The organism is Specibacter sp. AOP5-B1-6 (genome assembly GCF_052376555.1).
Lineage (GTDB): Bacteria > Actinomycetota > Actinomycetes > Actinomycetales > Micrococcaceae > Specibacter.
Genome location: NZ_JBQSVT010000038.1, coordinates 1 through 22,009, shown reverse-complemented (window position 1 = coordinate 22,009; position 22,009 = coordinate 1). Strand labels below are relative to the sequence as shown.

19 protein-coding genes are annotated in these 22,009 nt (G+C 63.2%); 5 read left to right on the top strand and 14 right to left on the bottom strand.

All coding sequences use genetic code 11. The annotated features are described in order from the left end of the window. Positions 1-50: 50 nt before the first annotated feature. The 3 genes from ACT3TS_RS15820 to ACT3TS_RS15810 all read right to left on the bottom strand — a co-directional run bounded on the left by ACT3TS_RS15820 (position 51) and on the right by ACT3TS_RS15810 (position 4,133). The gene (locus ACT3TS_RS15820; RefSeq protein ID WP_444532492.1) at positions 51-2,105 is read right to left on the bottom strand and encodes an ABC transporter ATP-binding protein; all 2,055 of its coding nucleotides are present in this window, start codon (positions 2,103-2,105) and stop codon (positions 51-53) included. Positions 2,106-2,220: 115 nt separating this feature from the next. Then, positions 2,221-3,147 carry an ABC transporter permease gene (locus tag ACT3TS_RS15815; RefSeq protein ID WP_444532480.1) on the bottom strand — a complete coding sequence of 309 codons (927 nt, stop codon included), beginning with the start codon at positions 3,145-3,147 and terminating at the stop codon, positions 2,221-2,223. Positions 3,148-3,149: 2 nt separating this feature from the next. Then, on the bottom strand, positions 3,150-4,133 hold the full coding sequence (locus ACT3TS_RS15810) for an ABC transporter permease (protein ID WP_444532479.1): 984 nt from the start codon (positions 4,131-4,133) through the stop codon (positions 3,150-3,152). Between the two features lie 489 nt (positions 4,134-4,622). Between ACT3TS_RS15810 and ACT3TS_RS15805 the strand changes: the two genes are divergently transcribed. After that, entirely contained in the window at positions 4,623-6,440 is a 1,818-nt protein-coding gene (locus ACT3TS_RS15805) for a hypothetical protein (protein WP_444532478.1), read from the top strand. Positions 6,441-6,523: 83 nt separating this feature from the next. After that, the gene (gene idi / locus ACT3TS_RS15800; protein WP_444532477.1) at positions 6,524-7,072 is read left to right on the top strand and encodes an isopentenyl-diphosphate Delta-isomerase; all 549 of its coding nucleotides are present in this window, start codon (positions 6,524-6,526) and stop codon (positions 7,070-7,072) included. Between the two features lie 76 nt (positions 7,073-7,148). Here idi and ACT3TS_RS15795 read toward each other — a convergent pair whose 3' ends face one another. Next, on the bottom strand, positions 7,149-7,970 hold the full coding sequence (locus tag ACT3TS_RS15795; protein ID WP_444532476.1) for an SDR family NAD(P)-dependent oxidoreductase: 822 nt from the start codon (positions 7,968-7,970) through the stop codon (positions 7,149-7,151). Between the two features lie 347 nt (positions 7,971-8,317). On the opposite strand from ACT3TS_RS15795, the gene ACT3TS_RS15790 reads away from it, so the two are divergent. Then, positions 8,318-9,352: a methyltransferase gene (locus tag ACT3TS_RS15790; RefSeq protein ID WP_444532475.1), complete on the top strand. Its 1,035-nt coding sequence runs from the start codon at positions 8,318-8,320 to the stop codon at positions 9,350-9,352. Between the two features lie 34 nt (positions 9,353-9,386). Here ACT3TS_RS15790 and ACT3TS_RS15785 read toward each other — a convergent pair whose 3' ends face one another. The 3 genes from ACT3TS_RS15785 to ACT3TS_RS15775 are packed head-to-tail and all read right to left on the bottom strand — an operon-like array spanning position 9,387 to position 11,686. Continuing rightward, the gene (locus ACT3TS_RS15785) at positions 9,387-10,109 is read right to left on the bottom strand and encodes a hypothetical protein (RefSeq protein WP_444532474.1); all 723 of its coding nucleotides are present in this window, start codon (positions 10,107-10,109) and stop codon (positions 9,387-9,389) included. A 38-nt stretch (positions 10,110-10,147) separates the two neighbouring features. Then, a complete protein-coding gene (locus ACT3TS_RS15780; RefSeq protein WP_444532473.1) occupies positions 10,148-10,927 on the bottom strand; it encodes a TetR/AcrR family transcriptional regulator in 780 nt (259 codons plus the stop codon). Positions 10,928-10,981: 54 nt separating this feature from the next. Then, positions 10,982-11,686: a FadR/GntR family transcriptional regulator gene (locus tag ACT3TS_RS15775; protein ID WP_444532472.1), complete on the bottom strand. Its 705-nt coding sequence runs from the start codon at positions 11,684-11,686 to the stop codon at positions 10,982-10,984. A gap of 202 nt (positions 11,687-11,888) precedes the next feature. Between ACT3TS_RS15775 and ACT3TS_RS15770 the strand changes: the two genes are divergently transcribed. Next, a complete protein-coding gene (locus ACT3TS_RS15770; protein WP_444532471.1) occupies positions 11,889-13,370 on the top strand; it encodes a four-carbon acid sugar kinase family protein in 1,482 nt (493 codons plus the stop codon). A 53-nt stretch (positions 13,371-13,423) separates the two neighbouring features. Next, positions 13,424-14,326, top strand: a complete 903-nt coding sequence (locus ACT3TS_RS15765; protein ID WP_444532470.1) for an NAD(P)-dependent oxidoreductase — start codon at positions 13,424-13,426, stop codon at positions 14,324-14,326. A 47-nt stretch (positions 14,327-14,373) separates the two neighbouring features. Here the strand turns inward: ACT3TS_RS15765 and ACT3TS_RS15760 are convergent, their stop codons facing one another. The 7 genes from ACT3TS_RS15760 to ACT3TS_RS15730 all read right to left on the bottom strand — a co-directional run bounded on the left by ACT3TS_RS15760 (position 14,374) and on the right by ACT3TS_RS15730 (position 21,852). Continuing rightward, a complete protein-coding gene (locus ACT3TS_RS15760) occupies positions 14,374-15,165 on the bottom strand; it encodes a triose-phosphate isomerase family protein (protein WP_444532469.1) in 792 nt (263 codons plus the stop codon). Positions 15,166-15,203: 38 nt separating this feature from the next. Continuing rightward, positions 15,204-16,553 carry an MFS transporter gene (locus tag ACT3TS_RS15755; RefSeq protein ID WP_444532468.1) on the bottom strand — a complete coding sequence of 450 codons (1,350 nt, stop codon included), beginning with the start codon at positions 16,551-16,553 and terminating at the stop codon, positions 15,204-15,206. A 189-nt stretch (positions 16,554-16,742) separates the two neighbouring features. Further along, the gene (locus ACT3TS_RS15750; protein ID WP_444532467.1) at positions 16,743-17,522 is read right to left on the bottom strand and encodes an SDR family NAD(P)-dependent oxidoreductase; all 780 of its coding nucleotides are present in this window, start codon (positions 17,520-17,522) and stop codon (positions 16,743-16,745) included. Between the two features lie 35 nt (positions 17,523-17,557). After that, positions 17,558-18,535 carry a 3-hydroxyacyl-CoA dehydrogenase family protein gene (locus ACT3TS_RS15745; protein WP_444532466.1) on the bottom strand — a complete coding sequence of 326 codons (978 nt, stop codon included), beginning with the start codon at positions 18,533-18,535 and terminating at the stop codon, positions 17,558-17,560. Positions 18,536-18,537: 2 nt separating this feature from the next. Then, a complete protein-coding gene (locus ACT3TS_RS15740) occupies positions 18,538-19,026 on the bottom strand; it encodes a ribose-5-phosphate isomerase (RefSeq protein ID WP_444532465.1) in 489 nt (162 codons plus the stop codon). Beyond that, entirely contained in the window at positions 19,023-20,765 is a 1,743-nt protein-coding gene (locus ACT3TS_RS15735; RefSeq protein WP_444532464.1) for a dihydroxyacetone kinase family protein, read from the bottom strand. Before ACT3TS_RS15735 ends, ACT3TS_RS15740 begins: the two co-directional genes overlap by 4 nt. Before the next feature lie 79 nt (positions 20,766-20,844). Continuing rightward, positions 20,845-21,852, bottom strand: coding sequence for a sugar phosphate isomerase/epimerase family protein (locus ACT3TS_RS15730; protein ID WP_444532463.1), 1,008 nt, complete (start codon positions 21,850-21,852; stop codon positions 20,845-20,847). Positions 21,853-22,009: the final 157 nt, after the last annotated feature.

Below are 22,009 nucleotides of genomic sequence, written 5' to 3'. Positions count from 1 at the left end.
TGTGCCGCGGGGACTGTGGTTTCGGTAAGTTTGTTGAGGTGTTCAGCTGCTCATACTGTTCCCGAGGTCATGAGGTCTATGTGTTCGGCATGGTGGCAGGCCACATGGCTGCCGGCGACCAGGCGTTCCTCGGGGTCATCGTTGCGGCAACGTTCCTGCGCGGCGGCGTCCATCAGCCGGTACAGCGGGCAGCGGGTGCGGAAGTTGCAGCCTGCGATGTCCTCCGTGGGGCTCGGCAGGTCGCCGTCGAGGATGATCCTGGTCCGGCTGCGTTCCACGGCCGGGTCCGGCACCGGAACGGCGGAGAGCAGCGCCCGCGTGTAGGGATGCTGCGGGTTGTCGAAGATCTGCTCCGCGGGTCCGCTTTCCACGATTCTGCCCAGGTACATGACGGCGACGGTGTCCGCGATTTGCCGCACGACCGCCAGGTCGTGGGCCACGAACAAATAGGACAGCCCGAGTTTTTCCTGCAGGTCCTGCAGCAGGTTGATGACGCCGGCCTGGATGGAGACGTCAAGGGCCGACACCGGCTCGTCCAGCACCACGATTTTGGGGTCCGTGACAAGCGCGCGGGCAATGCCGATGCGCTGGCGCTGGCCGCCGGAGAATTCGTGCGGGTACCGGGACGCCATGGACGGGTCAAGGCCCACCAGCTCCATCACGTCCAGGACCTTCTGCAGCCGGTCCTTGGCCGGAATGCCGTGGACGGTCAACGGCTCCGCCACAATGTCCTGCACCGGAAGTCGGGGATCCAGGGACGCCATGGGGTCCTGGAACACGACCTGGATGTCCCGGCGCAAAGCCTTGCGTTCCTTGCCGGACAGCGTCGCCACATCACGGCCGTTGATGGTGACCTGCCCGGCCTGGGGCTTGGCCAGTTCCAGGATCTCCATGATGGTTGTCGACTTGCCGCAACCGGACTCGCCGACCAGGCCCAGCGTTTGGCCGGACTTGATGTCAAAGCTGACGCCGTCCACGGCCCGGACGGTGCCGATGGTGTGCTTGAACACCGAGCCCTTCGTCAGCGGGAAGTGGCGTTTGAGCGCCGCAACCTCCAGCACGCTTTCCGGGGTGACTTCGGCCCGTTCGGCGATGGCCACCGGTGCTGGCACGGGGTAGAGTTCGGCGCGGTTGAGCCCGCCGTCGGCTATCTCGGCCACGCGCAGGCACGCCGAGGAGTTCAGCGGGTCATCCCCAATGATTGTCAGCGGCGGTTCCGTGGTGCGGCAGGCGTCAATGGCCACCGGGCAGCGTGGCGCGAACGGGCAGCCCGGCGCCAGGTTGCTCAGCTGCGGCGGGCGTCCCTCCAGCGGCACCAGCCGGGTGTGTCCGGCCGTGGCCAGGTTCGGCATGGAGCGCAGCAGCCCGATGGTGTACGGCATGGACGGGGCGCGGAACACTTGGTCCACGGTTCCGGTCTCGACAATCCGCCCCGCGTACATGACGGCGAGCCTGTCGGCGTTGCCGGCCACAACACCCAAATCGTGGGTGATGAGCACCACCGCGGCGCCGGTCAGGTCCTTCGCCTTCTGCAGCACCTCGAGGATCTGCGCCTGGATGGTGACATCCAACGCCGTCGTGGGTTCATCGGCGATGATCAGGCGGGGGTTGTTGGCAATGGCGATGGCAATCATGGCGCGCTGGCGCATGCCGCCGGAGAATTCATGCGGGAAGGCCTGGGCGCGGCGCTCCGGGTTGGGGATGCCCACCACCTTCAGCAGTTCCACGGCCCGCGCATTGGCGGCCAGCTTCGAGAGCTTGCTGTCGTGCAGCTGCAGGGATTCGGCGATCTGCGTCCCGATTGTGTAGACCGGGGTCAGGGCGGACAGCGGATCCTGGAAAATAATGGAAATGCCCTCGCCGCGCAGCTTGGACATCTCCCGGTCGCTGCGGCCCAGCAGCGATTTGCCCTCAAAAAGGATGTCGCCGGTGATCTTCGCGGACGACGGCAGCAGCCCCATCACGGCCAGCGACGAAACGGACTTTCCGGAGCCCGACTCCCCCACAATGCCCAGGAATTCGCCCTTGTCCACGTGGTAGTTCACGCCGCGGACCGCCGTGACGGCGCCGCTGGGTTGCGGGAACGTGACGCTGAGGTCGCGCACCTCAAGCAGGTGCTTTGACGTGTTCGACGGCGTGGGGCCGCGGCGTGCGCTGGTGCCGGCCGCCGGAGTGGTCGGGTTGCCTGCCTTGTTCACGGTTGGGTTTTCAGTAAGGTTCTCAGTCACGGTTGACTCCGGAGGTTGGGTCGACGGCGTCGCGCAGGGCATCGCCGACAAGGCTGGCCGAAAGCACCGTAAATACGAGGATGGCGGCGGGGAAGATGAACAGCCACGGGCGGGTTGCCGCGGCACCCTGGCCCGCGGCCAGCAGTGTGCCCAGCGAGACGTCGGGGGCCTGGATGCCGAAACCAAAGAAGCTCAGCGTGGTCTCGCTCAGGATCGCGCCGCCAACACCCAGCGTGGCGTCGATGATGAGCAGCGACGACACGTTCGGCAGCACATGCCGGCGGATGATGGTCCAGGTGTCAACACCCATGAACCGGGCCGCCTTGATGAAGTCACGTTCGCGCAGGGACCGTGTCTGGGCGCGGATCACCCGGGCCATGATCATCCAGCCAAAGCCTGACAGCAGGAAAATCAACGCCACCCAGGACAGCGACTTGAAGATGGGGCTGAGCAGGATGAACAGGAACAGGCTCGGCAGCACCAGCAGCAGGTCGATGACCCAGACGATGGCCCGGTCCCACCAGCCGCCAAGGTAGCCGGCAACGGCTCCGACAATGCCGGCAACAATGGCCGCCAGCGGGCCCACAAGCAGCCCGATGATCAGTGACTTGCGCAGGCCGACGATGGTTTGGGCGTAAATGTCCTCGCCAATGTCGCTGGTGCCGAACCAGTGCAGGCTTGTCGGGCTGGAGCCCATGTTGTAAACATCAAGGTCCGTGTAGTTCCACGCGTTGGGGGCCAGGCCAAAGATGGCCCACAGGATGATGGCGCCAAGGCCGACGATGCCAACCCAGAAGCGCGGTGTGCTGCGCAGCCGGGACAGCACCAGGCGGAAGCGGGAGACCGGTTTTTTGGACCGGACAATTTCGGGGTTGGCGGCGGCGGTGTCTGCGATGGGAATTTCCTCAAGCATCGACATGGCTACACCCTCACTCTCGGGTCGAGGGCTGCGTACACAATGTCGGCCAGCGTTCCGGCTATCAGGATCAAGATGGCGTTGAACAAGATTGCCCCCGTAAAGGCATTGATGTCACTTTGCGTGATGGCCTGGACGAGCATCTCGCCCATGCCGTGCCAACTGAACACGAGCTCCGTGACGGCGGCGCCGGCCAGGACGGTGGCGAACGAGTAGGCAAAGTACGTGGACATGGGGATCAAGGCGACGCGGACGCCGTGGCGGACGAGCGCCGAACCGCGGGTGCGGCCCTTGGAGCGGGCGGTGCGGATGTAGTCCGCGGCCAGCACGTCCAGCATGGCGCTGCGCTGATACCTGGAGTATCCGGCCGCACCCATGAGGGCCAGCGAAATGGTGGGCAACAACAGGTGCGCGGCGCGGTCCCAGAACTGGACCCACCAGCCGCCGTCGAGCCCTGCGGTGTATTCGCCGGTGAAGTTGATCAGCTGGATGCCCAACACGTTGTTGAGCATGGTGGCCACGATCATCAACAGGATGCCCAACACAAAGGACGGGGTGGCAAGAATGGTGAAGGAGGCGTAGGAAATCGCCTGGTCGCTGAACTTGTACTGGCGCACGGCACCCCAGACGCCAATGGCGACGCCAACAAGAGCTGCAATGATGGTGCCCAGGATCAGCAGGCGGAGGCTGGTGCCCGCCCGGGCCGTCATCTCGCTGATGACGGAGGTGTTGTGGATGGTGTCGCCGAGGGACCCCTCGGTCACGAGCCGCACGACCCAGTCCCAGAGCCGTTCAATCACCGGGGTGTTGGGGTTGACTCCGAGCTTGTCCAGGATCGAGTTGATGGTGGCGTCGGAGGGCCTGGGATTTCTGCCCAGGTAACGGCTGGCCGGGTTCAGGATGAGGCTGGCCAAAACATACGCACTCAACGTCGCGATGGCCGAAAGAATCGCGTAATTGATAAACCGTTTTGCTATGAAACCGATCAACGGATCAGCCTCCACAGCGCAGCGGAAGCGGCATCGCAACGACGACGCGCCATCCGCTGCTTGGGTGGGTGCAGTGGCATTTAATCATCCTTACAGCTGGCTCGCTGGCAGGGCCCTGGGTGACGGCCGCGCGGCAGCGGGATTGTTCGTTTTCTCGGCGAAAAGGGGAAATATGATCCCCCTCACGCACTGTCAAGCCAATGTACCCCAGCTCACACATGGGCCTGATCCGTCACAAGCGACCACTGTCCAAAAGGACTACTCTCCGGTAACTTGACGCTGTGCCGGCGCCACCCAAAAACGCGCATTCACGCGATTTTGGGCCGCTTTACGGCCCGGAAAATGTGACAAAAGCGTTACCTGTCCAAAAGGACAAGGGTCTGTGCCGCCGGGGCTGAGCGACGCCGCGACCCCTGTGCTGGAGGTAGGGTGCTGGAGGTAGGGTAAGGCACTAACACGATCCGGCAGGACCGATGGGAAGGAGCATGCATGCCTGCACAAAAGAACAGGAACAAGCTCCCCTTGCCAGAGGGCCCCGCAGCCCCGGCCCCTGCCGTTCACCGCAAAGGTGGCGGCGCCCTGGCCCGGATGCTGGTTGACCCGCAGCGTTCGCACACCGTCGTCGTTGTCTCCTACATCCCCGAGGACCCGCTGCGCATCGACGCGCCACGGCTTGCCACTTTGGTGGGGGCCGGGATCCAGGTGTTTGAACTGGCCAACGGCGTCGAGACGCACCAGCTGGAAAGGGGGCTCCCCGCGCGGCTGCACATATTTGGCACCGGCGCCCGCGTCTATCCGCACGGGGACCGGTGGACAGACAGGACGCCCCGGCCGCACATTCCCCGGCGGGCAGCCCAACTGGAGACCCTGTACGAGACACTGGAATTCGAGGTTCTGGCTGCCGAGCACTTTGAACCGGCCCGGCAGTCCGCCACGGCGCCGCTTCCCCTTATTGCCGAGGCGGTGGTCAGGGGCTTTCTCGCCGACGGCAGGGCACTGCTGGAGCTGGCGCCCAGCGGCGGCCAGGCAGTCATCCGAGGCGAGGACCTCCTGCCGGGAATCCCGCTCGACTGGCTTGTCAGCAAGGGACAGCTCATCACCGGCACCCTTGATCCGGCCAGCCATGTCCTCGACATCAAGGAACTCCTGCTCCCCCGCGCCTCACCCGTCACCTTTTACCGCAACGGCGACGTGGCGCTGGCCCGGGTCAAGTCCGTCTGCCCCTCGCACGCCACCGTCCACCTCTGGCCCGGCAGCGACTTCCGGATCGGCGTTGAACGCATCTCCTCCAACGACCTGGACTCGGCCCAGGACCTGCTGACCGAGGGTGAGGTTGTGCGGGTGCGGGTCCTGTATGAGAACGGCGCCGTCCGCCTGTCCATGCTTGACGTGGACGACGACGAACAAGCAGTCCCAGCCCCGCCGCTCCTTCGCGGCGGCCCGCCGTGGCTGGCCAGCGACAGGCCCTACGCCAGCCTCTTCACGCCCGGTTCCGCCGTTGCCCCGCCAGCCCCGGACGGCCCCGGCACGGCCGGCGAAGGCGAGCTGTCCGGCGTCGAACTTCCCGGGAAGGAAGAGCTGCTCAGCCCGGCCCAGCGGCGCACTGCCCTGCAAAGCACGCAAATGCAGCTGGTTTCGGCGCGGCGCACCATTGCTGAGTTGATGGCGGCGGCACGGAGGCAGGGTGCCACTGACGAGGTGGCGCGGGCGCTGCAGGATCAACTGGAGGATGAGCGCCGCGGTGCCGCCGAGTTGGCGCGGCTGCTCAACACCGCCGAACACCAGATTGACGCGCTCAGGGACGACCTCTCCAAGACCAAGTCCGCGCTGGTGCAGCTGCGGCAACAGCGGCGGTCGGCAACGTCACGCACCGAACTTGCCTCGGAGCTTGCCTCGGAGACGCTGTTTTTGGACGCCGGCGAGCAATTTGAGTTTGACCTGCGGCAGGCCTGGGCCCGGGCTGTTCCCGCCGGAGACAAGGCCGCCCATCCGCTTGGAAAGTACAGTTGCAGCCCGCATTTTTTGGCGTCGTGGGCCGTTCTGACCGAACAACAGCGCAGCAAGTCCCTGCGCGCCGTGGTCGACCTGGTCGCCGACAGGACGGGGCCGCTGCGCAGGCGCGAACCGCATGTGCTCAGGCTCAATGAGGGCGCCCATGCCGGGCCCACGCTGCGCGGCGGCGACGTGTGCATGCGCCTCTATGTGGAGCAGGGGACGGCCGGGGCGCTGCGCCTGCACTATTGGAAGCTGAGCTCGGGCGGTTTGGAGCTGCATGAGGTTGTCCCGCACGACGTGGTGAAGCCGTAAACTGGACCTCGTTGCTACTTGCCCGGGGGAAAGACTTATCGGCCCTGTTGGGGCTGATGCGAGCGGAAGGAATTGTGCCCACCATGGGTCAAAACATTGAGTTGGTCAGGTTGCTGGACGAGAACGGAAGCGAGATCGGAACGGCTGACAAGGCACTTGTCCACACCGCTGAAACGCCGTTGCATCTCGCATTCTCCTGCCACGTTTTTGACGCAGAGGGCCGGACGCTGCTGACCCGCCGGGCACTGTCCAAACTGACCTGGCCGGGAGTCTGGACCAATTCACTCTGTGGGCATCCTGCTCCCGGGGAAACCTTTGAAGAAGCCATCGTCCGCCGCGCCGAGACGGAATTGAACATCAAGCTCTCGGCAATCAAGCCCGCACTTCCCGGGTTCCGCTACCGCGCCACCGATGCCTCAGGCATTGTGGAAAATGAGGTCTGCCCCGTCTTCACGGCCGTCTATGCCGGCAGCGGTGAAATCTCGCCGAATCCCCAGGAAGTGTGCGACTTGGCGTGGGCGGATGTTGTTGACGTTGAGGAAGCCGTTGCGGCCGCACCCTTTGCGTTCAGCCCCTGGCTTGTCCAGCAACTTGCCGAGGGTGTTTACACCGGCGGGCGCCTGCCGGCCTGACCGCTGCCGCCCGCCCCGTCCAGCCTTGCCGCTCCCCTGCGTTTCCAGGGTGCCGTGTTTCCAACATGCTGTGATTCTAGGGTGCTGCCACCATGGCGGCGCTGTGCTCCCAGAGCTGCAGCGCAAGGGCGGGATCTTGCGCCAGCGCACTCGTCTTGGCCGGTTTGCGTTTCGCATAGTAGTCCCCGGCTTCCCAGTCCACACCCGGCTGGGTGGTGGCCAGCCACACAAGTGTGTCGGCGCCCTGGGCCGGGGAAAGCATGAACCGCCTGGCGAGGGAACCGTAGGCCAAGCGCATGAGTTGGGTGGACTCAGCCGAAAAGTTGCTGCCCACCACCCCTGGATGGAAGGCGGCGGCGTTGACACCGTGGTCGCCGTACCTGCGGTGCAGTTCCCTGGTGAAGAGGATGTTGGCCAGTTTCGCATTCCCATAGGCAGCATTAGCGCTGTAATTCTTTTCGGCGTCAAGGTCGTCAATGTCGAACTTCGCCATGTGTCGGTGGGCGGCACTTGACGTATTGATAATGGTTGCCCGGCTGGCCACCAACTGCTCGATCAACAAGGTCGTGAGCAGGAACGGTGCCAAATGATTCACCTGAAACGTCTTTTCATGGCCGTCGACGGTGACTTCCCGCGGCCCCATGATGCCGCCGGCATTGTTGGCGAGGACGTCAATGCGAGGATACTTCTGCGCCAGGGATGCTGCGAGCGCACGGACCTGTGCCAGATCCGTGAAGTCGGCAAGGAAAAAGTCGGCGTCCAGCTCCTGCGCAATGGCTTTGGTCTTCTCCGGCGAGCGACCGACCACCACCAGGGTGTCCCCCGGATAGGCCAGCATTTTTGCTGCGGCCTCGCCGATCCCGTCGCTTGCACCGGTAATGACTGTTGTGCGTGACATGTCGCATCCTTAGAACAATTTTCAGCATACATCGGCACCCGGCCAAAAAGCTCCGGCGTGCCGCCATTGGTTGCTCCCTGCAACACCCGTTGTCCGGGCGTTCTCTCCGTGCGGGCATCCGGGAGGTGGGCGGACGAGGAAATACGATGTTCTTGAAACTGAGAATTTTAGTGCGTTTGGGTCGCTCGAGGCCCGCCTTACGCAATACCGGCGAGGATAAGGAACCCCCATCTAATCGTGGAGGTGCCCGTTCCCTGTCGACGTCGGAGTGCTAGGCAGTTAAGCTGAGCACCAACGCGGCGCCTGTCATCACGACGCTTCTGCTAAGAAAACTTGGAGGGGTGGGAATGGACGACACACCGGCTGAGACACACCAGCCGTCGGCATGGGAGGTGCTCGCACCGATCATTGATCTGGTCACCCCGCTGGCTGTCCGCGCTGCTGCGACTCTGCGGTTGGCCGACTTCATGGTCGACGGCGCCATGCCCGTCGACGAAATCGCTCTGCAGTCGGGGGCGAACCCCGATGCCGTGGGCCGGGTGCTGCGGCACCTCGTAAACCATGGCGTCTTCGCCGAACCAACCCCCGGGCTGTTCGCACTGAATGACAAGGCGGCACTGCTGCGTTCGGATCACCCCTCCGGTATGCGCGTGGGTCTTGATCTGGAGGGATTCGGCGGGCAGATGGACCTGGCATTCACCGGGCTGCTGCACACCTTGCGCACAGGCCGTCCTGCCTGGGAGACCGTTTTCGGCGCACCATTTTGGGAGTATCTGTCCGCGAACCCCGCAATGAGCTCGTCTTTTGACGAGGCGATGACCGCAGGGGCAGAGTATGTCGCTGATGATGCGGCCGCGTACGACTGGCCTGAGGCCGGCCTTGCCATCGACGTTGGCGGCGGCACCGGCGCGCTCCTGGCCGCGGTGCTCGAGGCCCGCCCCCGACTGAGAGGGGTGCTCGTCGACCTGCCCGACACAGCGGCACGCGGTCGTGACCACTTGACCGGCAGAGGCCTCCATGACCGCAGCGAGGTGGTCGGACAGAGCTTCTTTGACCCGCTGCCGCCCTCTGGCGATGTCTACGTGCTCAACAGCGTCCTGCATGATTGGAACGACGCGGATGCCGCGGCGATCCTGCGCCGCTGCGCAGACGCTGCCGGGCTCGACGGTCGAGTGGTGATCATCGAGGAGCACAATGATGACGCCAACCGCAGCAATTTTGCCGAAATGGACCTACGGATGCTCGTGCTGTGTGGCGGTCGCGAGCGCACTCTCGCTGACTACACGGCTCTGGCGGCTGAAGCGGGGCTCACGGTTGCCGGCACCCGCACCACCGAATTGGGCCAGTTGTGCATCGAATGCATCGCCTCCCCGCCCTCTTGACGACAGCCGGAACACCAGGCCGGGCCCTTGTGAGTTACTGGCCGCCGCCAATCATGCGGGCGACTTTTTGTTCCAGGGCTGCGATGGTGACGTCGGGAAGGACTATCAACCCGTCCAGTTCCTTGCGGGCCCGCTTGTAGGCTGTTTGGCGCTCGGCAGGGGCCGCCGCTTCATCTTCGGCGATCTTGACCAGCTTGCGTGCAGTGCCCAGGCGTTGGCGCTGTTCGTCGCTGAATCCCGAGTCCTTGATCCTGTGGGCTTCCTTTTCCGCCACCTCAAACGCCACGGCAAAGGCGTTAACAGCGTTGCGGTAGTCGTCCCATCGGCTCTTGGCAGTAACCTCAGCGCCATCAAGCGGACGCAAGCCGTCGGCGTCGCGCTTTGCTCGTAGGAAGGCAACCGTCAGGGGCTCCCGAACGTCGCTCATCATGGGAAAGTCAATCATCTTGCCGACGTCGAGTTCGTAGTCCAGCCAGCGCCGGTTGACGGCGTCGTGCTCATCCATGACCTTGGCAACGTCCGCCGCGGAGTAGCCTTGCTGCCCTGGGGAATCCTTATGTGCGGACTCACCGCCGGGCTGCTGGGGTGATGCCGCGTCGAGGCCGGCCAATTCGGGATGCTGGAGCCTGTACATTTCGATTTTTCGCTGGTGCTCACGTTCGCGCGAGGACAGGAGCGCCTTGAATCCGCCGGCCACCATGCCGCCAAGCGGGAAGAGCAACCACCAATATGCGGCGAAGAGTTCAGGAAATGACATGCCTCCATGGTGTCACTTTGGCACCAACCCACCAATAGTTACGTACGGCGGGTTGCACCGGCTCTTCCGTGTCCTCCCGGCGTAACGATCCCCCGGATCCCCGTGGAGGCGTTGCAGAGCAGCTGAAACGAAACCTCGGTGATCAGCTCGGTGTTGTCGCTGGTGCCGCCAAGCAGCGCGTCGAGGAGGATGTTGTTGACCCCACCCACCATGGCAACACCCGTCAGCCGGGCAAAGTCCAGCGCCTCCGCCAGCACCAGATCGCCGGCGCTTGCCGTGAGCGGCCGTTGCGATTCCTTGGGATCGATCCCGCTCAGCAACAGCAGCAGCCGCATCGACTCGGCTGCAAACGCCGTCATGGACTGGTGGCGTTTTGCTTCAAGCTCGGCCGAAACCCCCACAATCTCCACGAGGATGATTTGTGCATGGCGCGGGTCGCCCAGCATGAAGTTGACCACCGCGGCCAGTCCTGCCCTGACCGAATCCAGCAGACCCTGCTCCGGCGCCCGCAACGCCTCGGTCACTTCCTGCATCAGCTGGGTGGCCAGCTCGTCATACACGGCGGTGAGCAATTGTTCCCGGGATTCAAACGACTCATAGAAATACCGCTCGCTGAGTCCGGCACTTTGACAAAGCGTCTTGATCTTGGCCGCCGGGTAGCCAGCCGTGCCAAAGACGTCAATCCCGGCTTCGATGAGCCGCCCACGTCTTTCCATGGCCCGTTCCGAGGACTGCATGCCCGAGTAGCGGCGGCCCAAGACCGCCGCGGCGTCGTGAGCCGGGGCGCTTGCTGCTGGCCTGGGGGCATGTGTGGTCATACCGCCAGTCTAGGGGACGGGGCGTGGGGCTCTGGGTTTCCATGGCAAGCGCGGCTATGGGGCACCCAGCACGTAGTGCTGCAAATCCCTCAGCGTTTGGGTCATGTGGCTGTCCATGGCCACCCGGGACCGTTCCGGGTCCCGCAATTCAAGGGAACGGAGGATCTCTTCATGCATCTCAATGGCGTTTGATTGGATTTCAGGCACCTGGGAGGTTTCTTCGCGACGGCTTTCCAGAACGCGATGCAGGGGCTCAAAGAGCACTGCGACAAACACATTGCCGGAGGCCTGCAGGATGCCGTCATGGAACGCCAGATCGGCTTCAACAAACGACGCCACGTTCCCGGAGTCATGCGCACCGCGCATCACTTCAATGTGGGCCGCCAGCTGCCCCAAGGCTTCATCGCTGATTCGTGCAGCCGCAAGTTCGCAGGCGCCGGTTTCCAGCATGCGCCGGAGCTCGATCAGCTGCACGGCGGCCGCGGCAGCGTCCTTCCCTTCAGACAGAACCCGCAGCACGGCCTCCAGGGAACCCCACTGGCTCAGCGGGTTTACGAAGGTTCCTCTACCGCGTTCAACGCGAAGAATTCGCTGTGCCGTCAACGTTTTCATGGCCTCCCGCACGGTCATGCGGCTGACTTCGTGCTGGGCCCCGAGCTCAAGTTCGCCCGGCACCAGTGACCCGGGGGCAAACTCGCCGGCCACGATCCTGTCCAGGAGGTCATCGGCCACCACCCCTGTCAACGATTTGCGTGCCATGGTCCCCCTTTGGCAATTCCATTGCCGTCTCTTTGTGATGACCATTGTACGGTCGTGCAACTGCCCTGAGCTGGGTGCTGCGCGGATGGCAAGGCAAAGATTTTGCCCCACTTGCACTGCGTTTGTGCCATATGCCACAATAACATTCAATGTTAGATGTCAGACATCTTACAAAAGATAAATATTCACGATGAGGTGTTCAGTGGTTCTTGAATCAGACTTGCTATCCCGTTTTCCCGCCGAGGTTCCGGTGCCGGCCGCAATGGTTGCGCAGAGGGTCACCGATACCGGTCGCGTCCTGGTGGTCCTTGACGACGATCCCACCGGAACCCAATCGGTGTCGAACCTTCCTGTGCTGACCCGATGGGACGTCGAGGACTTCCGCTGGGCCTACGCGCACCGCATTGACGGGCAGCGCGCCAACGCCATCTATGTCCTGACCAACACCCGCAGCCTGGATCCTGCCGAAGCATCCGAGCGAAACCGCGATGTCGTCAGCAATGCGCTTGCCGCCGCGTCCCAGTCAGGTGTCGCAGTGGGATTTGTCAGCCGCAGCGACTCGACCCTCCGCGGCCACTACCCGCTCGAACCAAACACCATCGCCGCCACATTGCTGGCCAATGGGGCCGGACATAATGGGGCCGGACATGTTGACGGCGTGGTCATCGTGCCCGCTTTCCCCGATGCCGGCCGGGTCACCATTGGCGGAGTCCACTACACACGCGCTGGAGGAGGTGCCCTGGTGCCTGTCGGCGAGACCGAGTTCGCCAAGGATGCCACTTTTGGATACACAAGTTCGCGGTTGGACAGTTACGTTGAAGAAAAGTCGCAGGGGCGTTTTGCGGCTGCCGACGTCATCGTGGTGGACTTGTTCCTCCTGCGCACGGGCACACCGGCGGAGGCTGCCGTTGCAATTGCCAACGCCCTCGAGGCCGCACAGGACTCGCGCCCGATCGTGGTTGATGCCGTGACTGAAAATGACCTCCGCGTGTTGGCGCTGGGACTTGACGAGGCCGAGCGACGTGGAAAGTCCTTCATCTACCGTGTTGGTCCGCCGTTTGTCCGGGCCCGCATTGGACAGGAAATCCGCGACGAACTCGACACGACTGAGATTTTCCCTGACGCCGGGCCGGCAGCGGTGCCGGCCACCGGCGGTCTGATCGTGGTTGGCTCGCATGTCGGTGTGACCACCCGCCAGCTGGCGGCCCTGAGCGAACAGCACCGGTCCGCCAAGACAGTTGAAATCAACGTGGAAGAGCTCCTTGCGGCCCAGGGCGGCTCTCATCTGGACGACGTCGTCGCACAAGTGGGTGCGGCACTCGCCGAGGGCGACGTGATTGTCCACACGAGCCGGCTGCTCATCAAGACCGACGATGCCGCAGCGAGCCTTGAGATTGCGCGAACCGTCTCAGCCGCTGTCGTGCAGGTTGTCAACCGGACGTTGAAGGCTACTCCACCCCGTTTTGTGATCGCCAAGGGCGGCATCACTTCCTCGGATGTCGCAGCACACGGCCTGGAAATCCGCCATGCCATTGTGCGCGGCCCCATGCTCCCCGGCATTGTGTCCCTGTGGGAGCCGGTTGGCGGGCCAGCTGCGGGCATCCCTTACATCGTTTTCGCCGGAAACGTCGGTGACGATCAGTCCCTGGCCGATGTGACCCGCAAGCTCAGCAGCACCTTTTAGAACCCTGCCGTCCGATTTCCGGGCCGCGTTCACATACTTTCAAGGAGAACACCATGACTGAAAACTACACAGTCGCCGTCCTTGGCCTGGGCGCCATGGGCCTGCCCATGGCCACACGACTCGCCACCCAACTCACCGTCCACGGCTTCGACATTGCAGAACCCCGGCTCAAACTGGCCGCCGCGGCCGGCGTCAACACCTTCGAATCCGCCCGCGCCGCAGCCGACGGGACTGACGCCCTGCTGCTGGCCGTGCGAAATGGCGAGCAGCTCGATGAGGTGCTCTTCGGCACCAACGGCGTCGCATCTGCCATGGCCAGGGGATCCGTCGTGATCCTCACCAGCACCGTCGGAACCGAAGCCATTCCGGGAACAGTGGAACGTCTTGCCGGCTACGGCGTCGAACTCGTTGACGCACCCTTGTCAGGCGGACCCGTCCGCGCCGGTGAGGGCGATCTGTTGATTGTTGTCGGCGCCACACCCGCTGCAAGGACGCAGGCGGCACCAGTATTGGGGCTGCTGGCCTCGACGCTGTCGATCGTTGGCGACAAGCCCGGCGACGGACAGGCGCTGAAGACCGTGAACCAGCTTCTCTGCGGGGTGCACATCGCCGCAGCAGCGGAGGCCCTTGCCTTGGCAGATGCCATGGGGCTGGACCAGGCCAAGACCCTGGCCGCGCTTGAAGCGGGTGCAGCCGGCTCCTTCATGCTCTCCAACCGCGGGCCGCGCATCCTTGAGGCCTACAGCGAAGACGGCGCCGAGGTCCTGAGCAGGCTGGACATTTTTGTCAAGGACATGGGCATCGTGGGCAAGGCTGCCCGTGCCGCCGGCATGGCCGCTCCCATGGCCGCAGCCGCCGAGCAGCTGTACTTGCTGGGCCAAGCCCAGGGACTTGCCGCTGCGGATGACTCAGCTGTCATCAAGGTCGTTGCCCCGGCCCGGCGCCATGCCGGCTGATCCCCACATAACCGCACTGATTCAGACCGTGTCGAAGGAGCCCCCCGTCAGCCCCGCTGAAGGGCCAGCGCTTCGTCCAGGACCGCCCCAAAGTTCGCGGCATCATGGGCAAATCTGCCCAGGAACAGGCCCGAAACATGGTTTAGTTCCGGCAGCAGCCCGGGCTTGGCGGAGCCCCCATAAATGATGGGCAGTTCGGCTAGTCCGTGCTGTGCGAGCAGCCCGCGCAGTGCGTGGACAACGCCGGAAATGTATCCGGCATCCGCCGGCTCCGGGGCCCCGATCGCCCACACCGGTTCATAGGCAATGATCATGGAGCTTGCCGCCTCCCAGTTCCCTGCCACGGCCGCGGCGATTTGTTCGTATACGAACCGCGCCGCCGTCGCAGGCGTGGAATGGCCGGGTTCCCCGACACAGAGCAACGGCCGGATGCCTGCTGTCACTGCTGCAGCAACTTTTCGCGCCACCATTGCATCGTCTTCGGCGAAATGCTTCCGCCGCTCGGCGTGGCCAAGTTCCACCAGGCCGACGCCGAGTTCCGCAAGCATTGAGGGGGCGACTTCACCCGTCCATGGCCCGTCGGCCCAGCCGGCATTCTGGGCACCGAGGACCAGTGGCGTTCCGGCGATGAGCTCCACCGCGGCGGGGAGCACCGGAAACGTTGGGATGACAAACGGGACAACCCGCCCGGCCGCAAGGCCCGGGCGGGAGTCCACTTCATGGCGCAAATTCCGCAACCAGTCCAGGCTGGCACCGTATCCCATGTACATCTTGGTGCTGACTCCGACGTACAGGGGAGTCTCTGCCTGGTTCTTGCTGGAGGGGTGGGACTGCGTCATTTTCCAATTCACTTTCACTTGCTGGTTGAAGCTGCGGCCTACTTGTCGAGGAGGTCGTCTGCCTTGCTCGAGAAGCGGCGAGTGCCCCACATCATCACTGCTGCCACGAAGGGCAGGATGCCCAGTGCGACGAGCCCCATCGCCCCTGATTCGGAGGCAAAGGTCTCGTTGACAGCGGTACGCATGATCGGTGCCACGAATCCGCCCAGGTTGCCCAAGGAGTTGATGAGACCTATGCCGGCAGCGGCCGCTGTTCCGGTAAGGAACGCCGTCGGGTAGGACCATGCGATGGGGCCGATGGAGAGGAAGCTGCAAACTGCCAAGGTGATGAAAAGGATGCCCAAGGCCGGGAGGTTGTTTGCACCAGCCCACGCCGATCCGAAAATGCAGAGTCCTGTGGAAACAAACAGCCACGTACCCAACACGCGGCGGCGGATCACTGTGGATGCGTACTTGCCGATGAAGTAGCAGGCAAACATGCCGAAGAACCACGGCACAGCTGCGAGCAACCCTACCGCCAGACCAACCTTCTGCCCCGTCAGTTGCGCGACCTGCTGCGGCAGGTAGAAGGTCACGCCGTAAACGGCGATCTGCAGGCAGAAGTAAATGAACGTGAAGTACCAGACACGACCATTGGTCAGCGCGGCCATGACACCTGAAGGGCCGGATTCCTTCTTGAGCACGTCTTCTTGCTGCATGACCGCCGTGAGGGCGTCCTTCTCTTCCTGACGGAGCCATTTGGCTTTCTGCGGCCCGTCAATGAGCAGGAAGAACGCGAAGATACCGGCGACGATCGCCAGGGAACCTTCAACGAAGAACATGACCTGCCAGCCATGAACGCCGGGTACCTGGTCACCAATGTTGATGAGCCAGCCGGACAACGGTGAACCGATGACCTGGGAGAACGGCTGTGCCAGGTAGAAGATGGCGAACATCTTCACGCGGTGCTTGTTCGGGAACCAGTCGGCAAGGTACATGATGACGCCGGGGAACAGTCCTGCTTCGGTCACACCGAGCAAGAAGCGCAGTGCGATGAAGGAGCCGTCGCCCTGAACGAACGCGAAACACGCAGAGACGATGCCCCAGGTAATGGCGATGCGGGCCAGCCAAATCTTGGCGCCCACCTTCTTCATCAGCAAGTTGCTGGGGATTTCAAAGATTGCGTAGCCGATGAAGAAGATGCCGGCACCAAGAGCGTAAGCTCCGGCGGTGATGCCCCGGTCCATTTCCAGCGCGGACTCTGCGAAGCCAACGTTGGTGCGGTCCAGGAAGGCGACGACGTACAGAATGACCAGCATCGGCATGAGCCGGTAGGTCGCCTTCTTGATTGCTGATTTCAGCGCTGGGGACTCCAGCGCTGTCGTATCGTGCTTAGTTAGAGCTGCCATACGTAACTCCTCGTTGAGTCAAACTTTTGAAAGGTATTTCGGACGCGTTCGCAATGAACACTGATGGTTTGGGTTAGCGCGGGTAGGCCATCAGGACGATGGCGACGCCACAAATGACGATCCCTACCAGCAGGTACAACTTGCGTGCCAAGGTCCACTTGGCGGAATTCTCGTTGTTCATCGAAGCTCCTAGTGCATGTACAGTCCGCCATCCACGTTCAGCGTCTGGCCGGAGATGTAGCCGGTGTCCTCGCTGATCAAGAAGTGGATGGCTGCTGCGATGTCCCGGGTGCTTCCCACCCGGTTGACGACGAGGTCCTTGACCAGCTCGTCCTTACGATCGTCCGAAAGTGTGCCGCCCATGATGTCGGTGTCGATGGGGCCGGGAGAGATCGCGTTGACGGTGATGTCGAAGGGGCCCAATTCCCGGGCAGTGGATCGGGTCAAACCAATGACGCCCGCCTTCGCCACGGAGTAGGCCGTCTTGGAAAACGTTCCACCGCCACGCTGTGCCGACACCGAGGAGATGTTGACGATGCGCCCGATCCGGTTCTTCACCATGGACTCAGCCACACGTCGGGTTGCGTAGTGAACGCCGTTGAGATTGATGTTCAGCACCCGGTTCCACTCCTCAGGGGTTACTTCCAAATACCCGACGGGCGAGCTGACACCGGCAACATTTGCCAGCGCAACGATCTGCGGCAATTCTGCTTCCAACGCGTCAATGGCGTTGCGAACGGAGGTTTCGTCGCCGATGTTGGCGCCGACCCCGTGGGCCTTGACCCCGAACTCGGCGGCAACCGATGCGGCCACCGACTTGCAGGCAGCATCATCGAGATCGATGATGCCAATGTTCCAGCCATTTTCGGCCAGGTAGTTCACGGTTGCCCGGCCGATGCCACGTTCAGAGACGGCACCGGTGATGATGGCGGTGCGTTCTGCCGGGAAATTTCCAGCTGTTTCAGACATAGATTCTCCTAAGATTGTGTGATGATCGACGGCGTTTAGTGAATCGGTGCCGGACCGAGGTCGTCGAGCAGCTGCTGCATTGCCACATACGCCTTGTTGCGGTAAGCGATCAGCTCCGCGGTGCGTTCGGCGGGCACGTTCAGGAAGCCCGAGCCGGTCTTTGTGCCGAGCTTGCCGGCCGCAACCAGGTCGCTGAGGATCTTCGGTGTTGCGAAACGCTCCGGGAAGCCGGTCTGCAGGGATTTGTAGCAGAAGTCGTACACATCCAGACCGGCCATGTCGGCAATCGCGAAGGGCCCGAAGAAGGGCAGACGGAAGCCGAAGGTCGTGCGGACCAGGGTGTCGACGTCGTCCGCGGTGGCAATGCCCTGCTCAACCAGCTGCGCGGCCTCGTGGAACAGCGCGTACTGCAGCCTGTTGAGGACGAAACCGGTGACATCCTTGACGACGGCCGTCTGCTTGCCGGTGGAGTGGACCATGTCGCGGGCCGCACCAACCGTGGCGCTGGATGTTTCAGCGTGGGGAATGATCTCCACGCCGGGGATGAACGGTGACGGATTGGAAAAGTGCACGCCCAGGAAACGTTCCGGGTTGACCACGGGTTCGGCCAGCTCGGCAATGGAGATGGTTGAGGTGTTGGAACCGATGATGGCGTCGGGGCGTGCTGCCGCGCTGATCCGGGCGAGTGTTGCGTGCTTGATGGCGAGCACTTCGGGAACTGCTTCTTCGATGAAGTCGGCGTCGGCGACGGCTTCTTCGATGTCCTTGGCGGCCCACAAGTTCTTGCGCAACGTCTCGGTGGCGCCTTCGGGGAACAGCCCGTCGGCGACAAACTGGTCTGACTCGACCAGGAGGCGCTCGTAGTTCTTGGCCGCAATTTCCGCCGAGACATCGGACAGGGCCACGCGGGCTCCGCCGAGGGCCAGGACCTGGGCGATTCCGCCGCCCATGTAGCCCGAACCCACCACGGCAAACTGCAACTGCTTTTCGGTGTTTTCTACGGTGTCGCTCATGATCAAACTGCTTTCGTGTAAGTGGGTTCGTAGGAGCAAATTGCTTCGACTTTTTCCGCCGAAGCAGAAGATTCATCGAAAGTGTATGAGAGCCATTCGGAGACGAGCTTCTTGGCCAGTTCCAAGCCAATGACGCGCTGGCCCATGGTCAGCACCTGTGCGTTGTTGCTGAGCACGGAACGTTCCACGGAATAGCTGTCGTGTGCGGTGACGGCACGGATGCCGGGGACCTTGTTCGCTGCGATGGCGACGCCCAGGCCGGTGCCGCAAACAAGCAGCGCGCGGTCAGCTTCTCCGTCAGCAACCTTACGTGCCGCATCGACAGCAACGTGGGGGTAGGCCCGCTTGTCGTTGGCGCCGACGCCGATGTCCAGCACCGAGTGGACGCGAGGATCTGCTTCGAGAAGTGCCACGAAGGCATTCTTGTACTCGACACCAGCCTCATCATTTCCGACGATGATGCGAATTCCTGTTGTGTTCTGGCCGCTCATGCTCGCGTCCCACTTTCCATTAGTTCGTTTTCAATGTGTTGGCCCAACCGCTCCACGATCAAGCTGAAGGAGACGGCCCCGGGATCGGGGTGCCCCAAACTCTTTTCGGCCAAGGGCCGGGCCCGTCCCTTCAGGGGACGAAGTTTGGCCGTTGCCGCAGCAGCATCCTGGGAGATGACAGCGGCTGCTTTCACTGCAGCCACCACGGGACTCCCCGCCGCTATGGAAGCGAGGAAAGCGTCCCTGAACGGCAGGATGGCATCGACCATGGTCTTGTCCCCCGGCTCGGCCTTGCCCAGCGTGGTGATGGCATTGCTGAACGCCTCAACGGCGCCGGCCGCATCCTTGCTGGAGTAGGAGTCCTGATTGCCGAGTGCTGCGGCGGCGGCGATAAATGCCGTCCCCCACAACGCACCCGAGGTACCCCCGGCCTTCTCTGACCAGGCCTCACCGGCAGCGGTCAGCACGGCAAGAACAGACGCACCGCCGTCCAGATCGGCCGTCTGTTTGGCAGCTGCACTGGCGGCATCCACACCGCGGCGCATGCCGATGCCGTGGTCGCCGTCGCCGGCAATCGCGTCAAGGTTCCCCAGCGCCTCTTCGTGTTCCATGACCACGTCCCGGATGGCCGACACTGCTGTTACTGCTTGGCGGCCCAGCGCGGCCGCGGCCGGTGTCGGCGTTTCCAGCTCTGTCGATTCGGCCTCGTCAGCGGCAGCCACGCTGCGCTGGGCACGGGGGGTGGCGTTGCCCTTGCGGAATGCCGGGGTGTCTGCGGGTGCACCCCAGTATTCCTTCAGTTCCTCGTCGAGCCACAGCAGTGTCAGGGACAAGCCGGACATGTCCAGGCTGGTCACCAATTCACCGCATTCGGGCTCAATGATGCTCAGGCCCGCGTCGGTCAGGAGCTTCTCAACCCTGCCGAACAGCAGGAACAGTTCGTCGTACTTGACGGTGCCGAGGCCGTTGACGATCACGACGACTTCGGTGCCCGCTTCGTCCGGCTTGTCGGCCAGCAGTCGCGTGACCAGAAGCTCGGCCAGCTCGGACGCCGTCGGCATGGGGTGTTCGGAAGTACCCGGCTCACCGTGGATGCCCAGGCCGAGCGCCATCTTTCCGGCGGGCACATGGAACAGTGCCTCATCGGCGCCCGGCAGGGTGCAGCCGTCAAAGGCCACGCCCAGTGAGCGCGTGCGGTGGTTGGTCTTGATGGCCAGACGTTCGACGTCGTCAAGGTTCAGTCCCGCTTCGGCAGCGGCGCCGGCGATCTTGAAGACCGTCAAGTCCCCGGCGATGCCGCGGCGCTTTTCGATCTGGTCCAAGGGCGCACTGGCAATGTCATCTGTGACGACGACGGTGCGCGTTTCAATGCCTTCGGCGTTGAGCCGCACCTGTGCCTGGCCGAAGTGCAGCACGTCGCCGGCGTAGTTGCCGTAGCTGAGCAGCACTCCGCCGTTCATGCTGGCGGCCTTGGCCACCCGGTAAATCTGGCCGGCGGCCGGTGAGGCAAACATGTTGCCACAGGCCGATCCGGCTGCGAGGCCGGCACCCACCAGACCGGCAAAGGCCGGGTAGTGGCCGGAGCCGCCGCCAACGACCAGGGCCACCTGTCCATCTTTCATTTCAGTGGACCGGACCACGCCGCCATCCACCCTGGCAACATACTGCCGGTTTGCTGCGACGAAACCGTCGAGCGCATCGTCGGCGAATTCGGCGGGATTGTCGAATATCTGAGTCATGATTCCTTCTTGAGTCCTGTGCGTTGGCTCTGGCTGGAGCGCGGTTGTGGCGCGCCCCGGGCCGGTGTCTGGCTGGTGCCTAAACGGTGAGCAGCGAGGTTGCCGGTGCGGGAAGCTGGCGACCCTGTGCGACCTGGCTGGTGCCGAGTGCGTAGCCATCGGTCTTCGGCAGGATCTGTGAACGCAGGTATTCCTGGTTGCGTGCCGTAACGCTGAGGCCGTCTCCACCGTAGTGCTCGGTGCAAATGATGCCCTGGTAGCCAACGGAGATGGCAACCTTGAAGGCTTCGCGGTAGCTGATCAAGCCGCTTTCCATTGGAGCGGGCATGGCCACGTACTGGCCGCGTGCCACATTCTCATCACGGATGTAGTTCTTCACGTGCCAGTAGTTCGAGTAAGGCAGCGTCTTGGCAACCACTTCGCGCCAGTCCTCGATGGGGCGGTGCAGGCGGATGAGGTTTCCAATATCCGGGTTGAGACCGACATTGGCCAGGTCGATGTCCTGCACCAGCTGCACCGAGGAATCTGCGGTGCCCAAGTAGGTGTCTTCGTACATTTCCAAGGAGAGCAAGATGCCAACCTCGGCTGCGTGCCGACCGAGTTCGCGGAGACGGGTGACTGCTTTGTTCCAGGTTTCGGTGTCCCCCACCGGATCAACGTGGCCCTGAACGGTCCAGAACCACAACTGCTTCTGCTGTTCGGCCGTAAGTGCCTGGTGGAGGCCTACGGAGACAACTTCGCAACCGAGCGCCGCGGCGGCGTCAATGGTGCGGTGGCTATAGGCCAGGTTTGCTTCCCAGTTGGCTTCTTCGATGATGCTGCTGCGGATGGCGGAGATGACAGGGATGCCGATGCCGACATGGTCTGCGGCCGCCTTGAACTCCGTCAAGCGTGCCTCGCCGAGGTCTCCGGGCCGGACCCAGCTGTCGGTCAGGTCGGCATTTGAGAAGCCCGCATCCTTGACTTCCTGGAAGACGTTAGTCCAGGCCGAAGCGTCTGCATCGTTGATGTGCAGCCCGTTGGCGTCGACGCCGGGGAACTGGAGCAGGGCCGCTGTAATGGGCCAGTTTTCCGCTGTGTATGCCATCTGTAGAACTCCTAAATCGTAATCCTGTTTCCTATAGGATCTATCATTACGAAGGGATGCGCATATGTCAAGCGTCACATCCAGCAGGCCGACGGGGCACCCAGGGCAGGCCGACGGGGCACCCAGGGCAGGCCAATTCCACCCGTGCCGACTTGGG

Coding starts and splice junctions, on each gene's coding strand:
- ACT3TS_RS15815 (WP_444532480.1), bottom strand. CDS start 3,147: ATGTCGATGCTTGAGGAAATTCCCATCGCAGACACCGCCGCCGCCAAC.
- ACT3TS_RS15805 (WP_444532478.1), top strand. CDS start 4,623: ATGCCTGCACAAAAGAACAGGAACAAGCTCCCCTTGCCAGAGGGCCCC.
- idi (WP_444532477.1), top strand. CDS start 6,524: ATGGGTCAAAACATTGAGTTGGTCAGGTTGCTGGACGAGAACGGAAGC.
- ACT3TS_RS15795 (WP_444532476.1), bottom strand. CDS start 7,970: ATGTCACGCACAACAGTCATTACCGGTGCAAGCGACGGGATCGGCGAG.
- ACT3TS_RS15790 (WP_444532475.1), top strand. CDS start 8,318: ATGGACGACACACCGGCTGAGACACACCAGCCGTCGGCATGGGAGGTG.
- ACT3TS_RS15785 (WP_444532474.1), bottom strand. CDS start 10,109: ATGTCATTTCCTGAACTCTTCGCCGCATATTGGTGGTTGCTCTTCCCG.
- ACT3TS_RS15780 (WP_444532473.1), bottom strand. CDS start 10,927: ATGACCACACATGCCCCCAGGCCAGCAGCAAGCGCCCCGGCTCACGAC.
- ACT3TS_RS15775 (WP_444532472.1), bottom strand. CDS start 11,686: ATGGCACGCAAATCGTTGACAGGGGTGGTGGCCGATGACCTCCTGGAC.
- ACT3TS_RS15765 (WP_444532470.1), top strand. CDS start 13,424: ATGACTGAAAACTACACAGTCGCCGTCCTTGGCCTGGGCGCCATGGGC.
- ACT3TS_RS15760 (WP_444532469.1), bottom strand. CDS start 15,165: ATGACGCAGTCCCACCCCTCCAGCAAGAACCAGGCAGAGACTCCCCTG.
- ACT3TS_RS15755 (WP_444532468.1), bottom strand. CDS start 16,553: ATGGCAGCTCTAACTAAGCACGATACGACAGCGCTGGAGTCCCCAGCG.
- ACT3TS_RS15750 (WP_444532467.1), bottom strand. CDS start 17,522: ATGTCTGAAACAGCTGGAAATTTCCCGGCAGAACGCACCGCCATCATC.
- ACT3TS_RS15745 (WP_444532466.1), bottom strand. CDS start 18,535: ATGAGCGACACCGTAGAAAACACCGAAAAGCAGTTGCAGTTTGCCGTG.
- ACT3TS_RS15740 (WP_444532465.1), bottom strand. CDS start 19,026: ATGAGCGGCCAGAACACAACAGGAATTCGCATCATCGTCGGAAATGAT.
- ACT3TS_RS15735 (WP_444532464.1), bottom strand. CDS start 20,765: ATGACTCAGATATTCGACAATCCCGCCGAATTCGCCGACGATGCGCTC.
- ACT3TS_RS15730 (WP_444532463.1), bottom strand. CDS start 21,852: ATGGCATACACAGCGGAAAACTGGCCCATTACAGCGGCCCTGCTCCAG.